We start from the raw sequence: 9552 nt of genomic DNA, 5'->3' as shown, positions 1-9552 counted from the left end.
AAATAATATTTTTATTATTTTTTAACTTATTTATAGATAAATTTATAAGTATTTTTATAATCCAACTGCTAAAATACTGTGATTCCCTTAATTTATTCATATTCATATAGGCTTTATATACAGTATCGCTTACAATATCCAGAGCATCCTGTTCATTTCTCACATATATAAATGCCATTTTATAAAGATTTTCTTTATAAAAATTTATCAATTCAACAAATGATGTATCATCTCCTTTTTTAGCATTATTCACAAGAACTTGAATCTTATCCGTTTCTTTCACTACCTCACCCCTCTACAAAGATGTCTGAAAATAATTTATCCTACATTAATTAGACAATTTTAATATATAAAAAGTTACACTTGATACCAATTATTAAGTTGAAAAAAGTTAATAAAAAAATAAATTATCATACTATACGATAATTTATTTTAAAACTAGGTTTATTTTTTTTAAAATGTGCTATAATATAGTTAAAAGAAGCCATTGCGGTTTTCAATAGTTTTTTAAATTTTAGTTAAAAATGCACTTATTGGACTAGGTGCATTTTAATTTTTTGAGTTTTTATCTTCGGCAGTTATAAAAATTTCATTTTCACTTAACTTACCTATTGAAGATTTACCCTTGATTACTAACCTATCTTTTAAATATGTTCCTACAATCACCATAGCTGTTAAGCATAGTGATGTAATACATATAGATATTACTATAACCACAGTATCACTCATATTGCCACCTCCCCTGCTGTCAATTAACCGCAATGACCTCTTTGTGAGAAATAAAACCTGGAAGGTGGCTAACTAAAAATCTTTTATTTTCCCATAAATATTATATCATATTAAAAAAGATATTTTTATGTAAAAAAACTACAGCTGGAAACTAGCATTTATGTTATTATAATATAAAAAGCAAGGAGGAAATAAATTTGAAAAGCAAATATTCAATAATCAGATTTATATTTGGAATGTTAACACTTATATTATGCATAATTATTTTGATATACAGCAACACTTATAGACCTAATACTCAAGTATTAATGAATTTTATGTTCATTTGTTTAGGTATTTTTCAAATTTTAAATGGAATACATTTTTATAAGCAAGGTAAAAAATCAGATGGAATATTGTTAATCTTAGTAGGTATATTTATTTTTGCCGTTATAGTTAAAATTTCAATATTTTAAGTATGCAAGCATAGAAAAATACCCACTTTTTTATATACTTTAAAACTAAACCAGTGTATATCCCCAATCATATAAAGCATGAAATATAGACGGTGCAGTGACATTTTCAGTTTTAATCATCATATATCCCAGGAACAAGCTGAAAAAAACTAAACCAAACATACTCGTAAGAGTTTCAGTTAAAGTCATTTTCCCAATAAAAATTCTTTGAGGTAAATGCATTAAAGCCATTAAAATAGAAGCGGCCATCCATCCTTTGTTTTTTACCATCCATGCAATCAAACGGGTTTGTAAATATCCCCTAAACATGAACTCTTCAGAAAATCCAATTACAGCACAGTTTAATAACGCCCAAAAATGGCCAATGTTTAAATGAGTTATTACTTTATTGACATTTATATTCATATAAAATAGCGACAATATTATAAATATAATACCTGAGATTGTGCCAGTACCAATTGATTTTTTCAGATTATGTCTTGACACCCCTGTACTTGCCCATGATTGTTTAAAAAATTTCTTTGTTAATAATATAGGGCTTATAATTATTAAATACAATAATGCATTTGACAGGACAATGGAAAAATTATACGTTATACTTATCTGTGTATCGGTATTTGATTTGCCAGTATAACTTATAAAAAATATTATAAGCGTAATTAAAAAAATACTTATAAAAACTGCAGCAAAAGCATGTAATCCGGATTTTCTTGGATCATTAAAATTATATTCTTTATGCTCAAATCCTAGTTTTAAAGTTAAAATGTATACAATTAGTCCCGAAATCAATAAAAATGTACCCCGAGTTAAAAAGCTCGGGAAAATGCTCTTAATTAGTACATTGTTGCGCACCCAGATAAGGTGATTACTAGGTTCGTAGTGATTTATCCTTATGGAACAACCTATTCTGCTATCCAGGGCTTTTCCCTCTATAAAGTCATCTCCAAAATAACAAAAATGATTGTCAAACACTGCGAAATTTCCTAATGAAATAATTTCACTGCATTTTTTCTTGCTGAAGGAACCTATATCTATACACATATTTTCACAGGATAAACTCTCATTTATCTCTTTCTTGTTCTGGAGATGTATTGACTTTATTCTTATACTTCCCGATATTTTTTATTTCCAATTAAAATAGTTTTGCATGATAATGAATTTTTATCCGCGTTTCCTATAGTTGAAAATTTAAAGTTCCATCTTCATTATAACCTATTATTATTAGGCCCAATTCATCCATATGTGAAACCACAATTACTTTAGGAGAATTAGAGCTGTTATTTTTATGAACTATAGCATTGCCCATTTTATTTACATCCTCGGTAAACATTTCCAGTTGATTTAAGATATCATAGATTTTCCTCTTAAATTACTGTTTATTGAGTTGTTTTGCCTCACTCATATGTCGCACTATATGAAGATTACATACTACCCGAAGTATATAGTTATTGTCCCTTTTTCCCAGTTAAACTTATTATATCCATCTTCAATATTGCAATATTATTATACATATTTTCATTTTTCAAAGTCTTTTCTTTAACAACAGAAGGAGTATCCTCTAAATGCTTTAAAATAACTTCCATTCCATATTTTTTCTTTTCAAGATCTTCAACAAAAGAAATCTTAGCATTTATAACAACAGAACGATACTTATGTCCACACTCGCCCATTACATAACCTCTATCATCTATTATTGTGGCACATACATTAGGATTATGGGTAATGAAGTCTATCTTCAAGCCTTTAAGCCCTGTGTGTAAATATAAAGCATTTTGAGATTTATCATAACCATAACTCAAAGTTACTATATAAGGTTCATTATTATAACACATTGATATTACTGTATATTTGCCATGTAACAATATTTCACTTAATTCATTTTCATCATTTATTTGCCTATCTTGTCTTCTCATGTGGTACTTCTCCAACATAATTGCCCTCCAATTTAATTCGTATATTCTAATAACTGTGAATTAAATAATAAATAAATTATATCATTATCTCATTATAATTACCTAATAATATTATCATTCGCTGTACCTGATTCTGTCAATTATGGATTCCTTTTTTAATCTGCCTTCAATAAGATAGGTTATCAGTATTTCCAGCAAAATAAACACCACAATAACTGCAAGTATAGATATCAGAGGGAATTCATACTCTGCATAATCCGCTCCTGCCTTTTTAAACAGTTTAAAGCAGAAGTATCCAAGACCGGTTCCAAAAATCACCGACAGTAAAGAACTTATACCAGCATAGTACATGCCCTCTATCTGAAGCATCTGTCTCAGCTGTTTGTTTGACAGCCCCACTGCCTGGAGCATTCCATACTCTCTTTTTCTTGTGAGTATGCTTGTAATCATAGTATTTATGAGATTCAAAATTCCTATGAGGGCTATTATTCCCGTAAAGCTCATTGCTGTTATCTCTATTGCCATAAACTGATTTTCCAGTTCCTTCTTCCAGTCTGTATTTGACTCATACATTATCCTGCTGTCCCTATTTACTATGGCTTTGAGCCTGCTTTTTATGGCCTCAAATTTACTGCTGTCTATATCTATATAAATGTCAGTTAATTTGTTGTCCCTGTTATCTGCCAGGCTGTCTTTAAATTCTTTCTTTGTAAATACATCCTCATGAGTTATAAATTCATACCCTCCCACAATCCAGCCGGAGCCTGCAATATTGTCACTTAATATACCTGCTACGGTGAACTCTTTATTCATGACCTCTCTCAAGTTGGCGCTGCTGTCCTCTGCCCTGATTGAAATGGGAATTTTGTCCCCAACCTTGTATTTGCAGGTGACACTGCCGTCTTCATTTTTTCTGCCCACTATGAGAACTTCATCTCTGTTTTTCAGATTTTCGCTGGATATATTCCCTCTTATCAGATACTTATTTAACCTGTTCAGCATATAATCATCATATCCATATAGAATGCTGCGTGCATTGTCTACAAAAACATTTAATGTATTTTTCTTGATATAGACATTTTTCACCCCATCCATGCTTTTTATATCATCAATCAATTTTTTATTCAATGGACTTCCGTAGGTATTTGTAACCGAAAGATCAAATTCATATTTAAAATCATGCTTGACCATATTGTCTACATTCATGCTTTTTAAAACACTGCACATTATGATAAATAAAACTCCGCTCATGGTCAGAGAAAGCATGGTCATAATCGTACGCTTCTTATTTCTCCACAGATTCAGCCGTGCAATTTTAGCTATGGATATCTTTTTTAATGAAGCCCTCTCCTTTTTACTGGAACTTATTTTTACACCGCTGTATTTCATAGATTCTACAGGAGATATCTTCGAAGAGAGTCTACCTGGTTTTATAAGTGAGAGGGCCACTGCAGCCAGACTTATAAATACACATACAATCACAATATAAGGAGAGGACTTCATTCTTATATTAGAAATCTGTGAAAAAAGATATCCAATCATAAAAGCGGCAATGTGGGCAAATATAATGCCCAGTGGAATTCCTACTGCAGACAGCAGAAGTCCCTCCCTGAATATTATCTTTCTGATCTGTTTCCTAGTAGCTCCCACTGCTGCAAGCAGCCCGAACTGTTTTATCCTTTCAATAACGGATATATAAAATATATTGTATATGACCACCACCGTTGTCAGCACAACAATTACTGCTATCACGGCAAATGCCGCCAGCATCATGGGATCTCCTCCTGAGGCATCTATATACATGGAGTTTTTGATTATATTTTTGTCTTTTATCCCAATACTATGACCTATGTCAGTGATATTCTTTTCCACATCTCTATGGTTTTTTATCCTTACAAAGCAGTCCTTTTTTACATTTGGCAAGTTTTCATATACAAATTTTTTTGACACCAGCCCTGTACTCACGTTTTGCTGCTTGTGCATTGTACTGTCCTTCAATATACCACTTAGTACAAAGTCTGCAGCTGAAGAGGTATTTCCATATTCAATATGTATGGTTTCCCCTAAAGCACTTTTTACATCTAATTTTTCAAGTACCCATTTTTCCAGGGCTATTTCAGTGCTTTTTTGTGGAAGTCTACCCTTCTCCAGTTTAATATTTGTCATATCTGCTGCTTTGAAATCTGCGTAAATCAAGGATATGTCCGGATAATTGGAATTTTTTCTCTTTACACTCTCAAATGGAATGTATTCTCCTGCACTTTCAATTTTTATGTTGTTCTTCAATATTTCAATCTGCCTGTCATTCACATTTTTGTAGATTCCATGATAATTTCCGGATTGTTCTTCGGTGGAAGCTATTACCATATTTTGAATGCTGTAGATCACTATACCGGAGGCAGTTATGAGACATGTAGCCAGTGCTATGGTTATTATGACAAGAATATTTTTAGTCTTTGAGAATTTTAAATTTTTTCTGGCCAGATTTGATATACAGTTCATTTTACATATCACCTGCCCTTATTTTTCCATCCTCTATTCCAACTATTCTGTCACCCATCTGGGCTATCTTTTCATCATGAGTTATCATTACAAGTGTCTGATTGTATTTTTCCACTGACATTTTAAGCAGCGACATAACTTCCTGGGCAGTTTTGGAATCAAGATTTCCCGTAGGCTCATCTGCAAGCATTATGGAGGGCTTGCTGGCAAGGGCCCTGCAGATGGCGGTTCTCTGCTGTTGTCCGCCTGAAAGTGTATTGGGAAGTGAATTTCTTTTATCATATATGTTTAGAGTTTCCATAAGTTCTCTTATATAATTTTCATCCACCTTCTTATTGTCAAGACCTATGGGCAGCGTCACATTTTCCCATACATTTAAGACCGGCACAAGGTTGAAAGCCTGAAATACAAAACCTATATTCCTCCTTCTGAATATGGCCAGATCGTCTTCCTTCATTGAAAATATATCTCTTCCTCCAATATACACATTTCCTGAAGTAGGCCTGTCTAGTCCACCCATCATATGAAGCAGCGTACTTTTTCCCGATCCCGAGGTACCTACTATTACAATAAATTCTCCCTCATGTACAGTAAAACTTATATCATCAACAGCTTTGACCAAATTTTCACCTCTACCGTAGTATTTCTTTAAAGACTTCGTTTCCAATACCTTCATGTTATTACCTCTCTTTTACATTTGATACACAGATCATAACATGGCAATATTACATATGACTTTCAAACTCACTTACACTTCTGTAAGAAAAGGCTAAACCTGCTTCCTTTCCCCACTTCTGAATCCACCATGATATTTCCACCCTGCTGCTCCAGTATCCTCCTGGTAAGATACAGTCCAACTCCGGATCCTTCACATTCCTGAACCACCCTGGAATTTCCCCTATAAAATCTTTTGAAAATCTTGTTGAAATCTTTCTTTGGTATACCTATTCCATTATCCTCTATATCAATTCTTATAAAAAAATTCGTTTCAATCATACTGATATTGATCTTTCCACCCGAATCCGTGTATTTTATAGCATTTTCAAGCACATTGATTATGGCCTCCTTGGTCCACCTGGGATCATGAAAAACAAAATACTCATCAATATCTTCAGCATCTATCTCTATATTTCTATGAAGTGCTTTTGAATATACTCCCTTTATGGATTTATATATTGTATCCTTTATGGATTTTTTCTCTTTTTTAAATGTGATCATGCCTGCTTCAAGCCTTGACAGCTTTATAAGAGATCCTGTAAGCCATTCTAACTTTAGCACCTCTTCTTTTATAGTATGTAAAAATTCTCTTCTTTCATCTGTATTCATATTTTCATCTTCTATTAGAAGGGAGTTGAAGAGTTTTATGGAGGACAAAGGTGTTTTAATCTGATGTGATATATCTGTAACAAGGGACTTTATATTTTCCTTTTCCCTGTCCAGCTTATTTATATTCAGCTCAAGTATTCTGGTCATTTGATAAAGCCCTGAATATATTTGGGATAAAATCCCCTCTTTATCATTATCAGCCTTTATGGAAAATTTGCCGTCTATTATTTTATCAACTACATTTAAAATTTCCTCAAGTTCTTCTATAATCCTCAGACTGCAGTATCTAAAAATACATATGCCTCCAGCCAGAGTCAGTATAAACACAACCAGATCGTCAATTGCCATATCATATACATTTTTATTAAATGCAGCATCGTTCCAGGCTTTGACTTCATCATCATATCCATATTTTTTTATGATGCTCTCACCATAATTTAAATCCTCAGAATTATATTTTTTTAGCAGAATGGTTTTTACAATTTCTACTTCATCTTCTGGATGCGATCTTGCAAGAGCTCCCACCAATTGTACTGTGGAATTCATCTGATTTACATAGATCTTGTTTATCATATGATAATGCAAAAAGCAGACAGCCATGGAAATAAGCATGGTACCTGAAACAACTGTTATAAACGCTCTTTTAAATAATGGATTTTCTTTTAAATATTCAATCATATTTTTGCACAGCTCTCTGCCCATATATATCCTATTCCCCTGACATTTTTTATATATTGAGGATTTGAAGGATCATCTTCTACTTTTTCTCTGAGCCTTCTTATATTTACAGCTATGGTATTTTCATCTATAAAGGTACCGTCTATAGAATAAAGTTTATCCAAAAGCTGATCTTTACTTATTATTTGTCCCGAATTACCCATTAAATATTTCAAAAGTTTTACCTCATTCCTGCTCAGGAACAATTCTTTTCCTTTTTTCAATACCTTCATATCATTAACATAGAAGACTATATCCCCGGATATGATTTTACTGTTTCCTCCTTTATCACAGTTTCTTCTAAGTAAGGCATTTATTTTCGACATCAGCACCATGAGGCTGAAAGGTTTGGCGATATAATCATCTGCACCCAGATCAAGTCCTGTTACAATATCCACTTCCTCATCACAGGCAGTTAAAAATATAATGAGCAAATCACTATTCTTTCTGATTTCACTGCAAAAATCAAACCCATTTCCATCTGGAAGTCCTACATCAAGGATCATAAGATCGACACTTTCGCCATACAGTATTTTTTTTGCTTCTTCTATGCTTCTGGCCGAAAATACTCCATAGCCTTCTTTGTCCAATTTAAAACTGATTCCTCTGTTCAAGGATCTGTCGTCTTCTACAAGCAGTATATTTTTCATATCGGCGTCCTCCATATTTTTACTTAACAAGAATACATTAATATCTTATCATAGGGTTATTTAAATTTGATACCATTGTCACTATAAAAATATTATAATAAAATCAATAGAATATAAACTACAAGGAGGAAATTATCATGAACATAACAAGCCATATCATGAAAAAAATGATAACTTATTTTGGAAATGATGCTAAAAGAATAAATCATGCTCTAAAAGTCTACGGCTTCAGTAAAACCATAGGTGAGCTGGAAGGGTTAAATAAAAATGACCTGCTTATACTGGAAATAGCTGCCATACTGCATGATATAGGAATTAAAGAAAGCGAGAAAAAATACAACAGTTCAGCGGGAAACTATCAGGAAATTGAAGGGCCTCCCATAGCCAGAAAATTGCTTAAAGACATTGACATAGATAAAAATGTAGTTGACAGAATATGCTTTTTAATAGGCAGTCACCACAGTTACAATAAAATTGACAAAATAGATTTACAGATATTAATCGAAAGTGATTTTCTGGTAAATGCCTATGAAGACAATATTAAAAAACCTGACATAGAATTTATGGATGACAAATATTTCAAAACCTCTACCGGCAGACAATTTCTGCATACAATGTACATTAAGAAATAAATATATACTGAGGATGCAGCCAATTATTTAAAATAGTAAATTATATTTTGAAAGCTTGCTAAAGTATTTGATATATTTTTATAGCAATGGGCTTTATTGGCCATATATCTTATGGCATCACCATATTTCAATTTATATTTATCATCTCCTATTATCATTTCCATTTCACCTTTATTGACAATAATATATTCCTCTATTCCATCATTGTGTGGAGGAGATTGATGGCTGCATCCCGGTTCCAATTCAATATTGAATATTTCAAATCTTCTCTTGCTGTCATAGGGGAAGAGAGGGTACACTCTCATTTTCCCGTCACCTTCAATTATGGGTTTAATATTATCGTGAGTTACACAAGTAACTTCATGAGATTTTTCTTCCATAAAATAAGAAAATGAAACATTGAGACCTGTAGCTATCTTCCACAAGGTTGTCACAGTAGGATTAGAATTTCCCCTTTCTATCTGTGCCAGCATGGCCTTACTGACTCCAGTTAGTAAAGCTACTTTATCCAGACTTAAATTTTTTTGTTTTCTTATGCTGTTTAAATTTTTCCCTATTATAAAATTAAAATCTTTCAAATCAATTCCCTCCTGGATATTATATGTTATAATATATATATGTATAATAT

At 32.4% G+C, this 9552-nt stretch carries 11 protein-coding genes; 1 reads left to right on the top strand and 10 read right to left on the bottom strand.

Translation table 11 applies throughout. The features are described from left to right. From CLLU_RS17190 to CLLU_RS17145, 9 genes are all read right to left on the bottom strand, one after another. A partial coding sequence (locus tag CLLU_RS17190; protein WP_276329484.1) for a sigma factor occupies positions 1-283 on the bottom strand: 283 nt, incomplete at its 3' end. Positions 284-549: 266 nt separating this feature from the next. After that, complete coding sequence (locus tag CLLU_RS17185; protein ID WP_106010992.1) at positions 550-729, bottom strand: hypothetical protein; 180 nt, start codon at positions 727-729, stop codon at positions 550-552. A gap of 500 nt (positions 730-1229) precedes the next feature. Continuing rightward, on the bottom strand, positions 1230-2303 hold the full coding sequence (locus CLLU_RS19395; protein WP_337955815.1) for a CPBP family glutamic-type intramembrane protease: 1074 nt from the start codon (positions 2301-2303) through the stop codon (positions 1230-1232). A gap of 55 nt (positions 2304-2358) precedes the next feature. Beyond that, the gene (locus CLLU_RS19390) at positions 2359-2490 is read right to left on the bottom strand and encodes a hypothetical protein (RefSeq protein WP_158255943.1); all 132 of its coding nucleotides are present in this window, start codon (positions 2488-2490) and stop codon (positions 2359-2361) included. Positions 2491-2629: 139 nt separating this feature from the next. Then, positions 2630-3115: a pyridoxamine 5'-phosphate oxidase family protein gene (locus CLLU_RS17165; protein WP_242977725.1), complete on the bottom strand. Its 486-nt coding sequence runs from the start codon at positions 3113-3115 to the stop codon at positions 2630-2632. Between the two features lie 96 nt (positions 3116-3211). Next, positions 3212-5599: an ABC transporter permease gene (locus CLLU_RS17160; protein ID WP_106010988.1), complete on the bottom strand. Its 2388-nt coding sequence runs from the start codon at positions 5597-5599 to the stop codon at positions 3212-3214. A gap of 1 nt (position 5600) precedes the next feature. Beyond that, complete coding sequence (locus CLLU_RS17155) at positions 5601-6275, bottom strand: ABC transporter ATP-binding protein (protein ID WP_106010987.1); 675 nt, start codon at positions 6273-6275, stop codon at positions 5601-5603. A 68-nt stretch (positions 6276-6343) separates the two neighbouring features. Then, on the bottom strand, positions 6344-7627 hold the full coding sequence (locus CLLU_RS17150) for a sensor histidine kinase (protein ID WP_106010986.1): 1284 nt from the start codon (positions 7625-7627) through the stop codon (positions 6344-6346). Next, on the bottom strand, positions 7600-8292 hold the full coding sequence (locus tag CLLU_RS17145; RefSeq protein WP_106010985.1) for a response regulator transcription factor: 693 nt from the start codon (positions 8290-8292) through the stop codon (positions 7600-7602). The genes CLLU_RS17150 and CLLU_RS17145 overlap by 28 nt, the downstream gene beginning before the upstream one ends. A 137-nt stretch (positions 8293-8429) precedes the next feature. Here CLLU_RS17145 and CLLU_RS17140 point away from each other — a divergent pair, with 137 nt between their 5' ends. Further along, entirely contained in the window at positions 8430-8924 is a 495-nt protein-coding gene (locus CLLU_RS17140; RefSeq protein WP_420866711.1) for an HD domain-containing protein, read from the top strand. Between the two features lie 23 nt (positions 8925-8947). Here CLLU_RS17140 and CLLU_RS17135 read toward each other — a convergent pair whose 3' ends face one another. Then, positions 8948-9502, bottom strand: coding sequence for a helix-turn-helix domain-containing protein (locus CLLU_RS17135; protein ID WP_106010993.1), 555 nt, complete (start codon positions 9500-9502; stop codon positions 8948-8950). Between the last annotated feature and the right edge of the window lie 50 nt (positions 9503-9552).

Source organism: Clostridium luticellarii (assembly GCF_002995845.1).
GTDB lineage: Bacteria > Bacillota > Clostridia > Clostridiales > Clostridiaceae > Clostridium_B > Clostridium_B luticellarii.
Note: the sequence above shows the minus strand (reverse complement) of the source record. Positions and strands in the feature narration are given on the sequence as shown.

Coding starts and splice junctions, on each gene's coding strand:
- CLLU_RS17150 (WP_106010986.1), bottom strand. CDS start 7,627: ATGGGCAGAGAGCTGTGCAAAAATATGATTGAATATTTAAAAGAAAAT.
- CLLU_RS17160 (WP_106010988.1), bottom strand. CDS start 5,599: ATGAACTGTATATCAAATCTGGCCAGAAAAAATTTAAAATTCTCAAAG.
- CLLU_RS17155 (WP_106010987.1), bottom strand. CDS start 6,275: ATGAAGGTATTGGAAACGAAGTCTTTAAAGAAATACTACGGTAGAGGT.
- CLLU_RS19390 (WP_158255943.1), bottom strand. CDS start 2,490: ATGGGCAATGCTATAGTTCATAAAAATAACAGCTCTAATTCTCCTAAA.
- CLLU_RS17145 (WP_106010985.1), bottom strand. CDS start 8,292: ATGAAAAATATACTGCTTGTAGAAGACGACAGATCCTTGAACAGAGGA.
- CLLU_RS17165 (WP_242977725.1), bottom strand. CDS start 3,115: ATGTTGGAGAAGTACCACATGAGAAGACAAGATAGGCAAATAAATGAT.
- CLLU_RS17140 (WP_420866711.1), top strand. CDS start 8,430: ATGAACATAACAAGCCATATCATGAAAAAAATGATAACTTATTTTGGA.
- CLLU_RS17185 (WP_106010992.1), bottom strand. CDS start 729: ATGAGTGATACTGTGGTTATAGTAATATCTATATGTATTACATCACTA.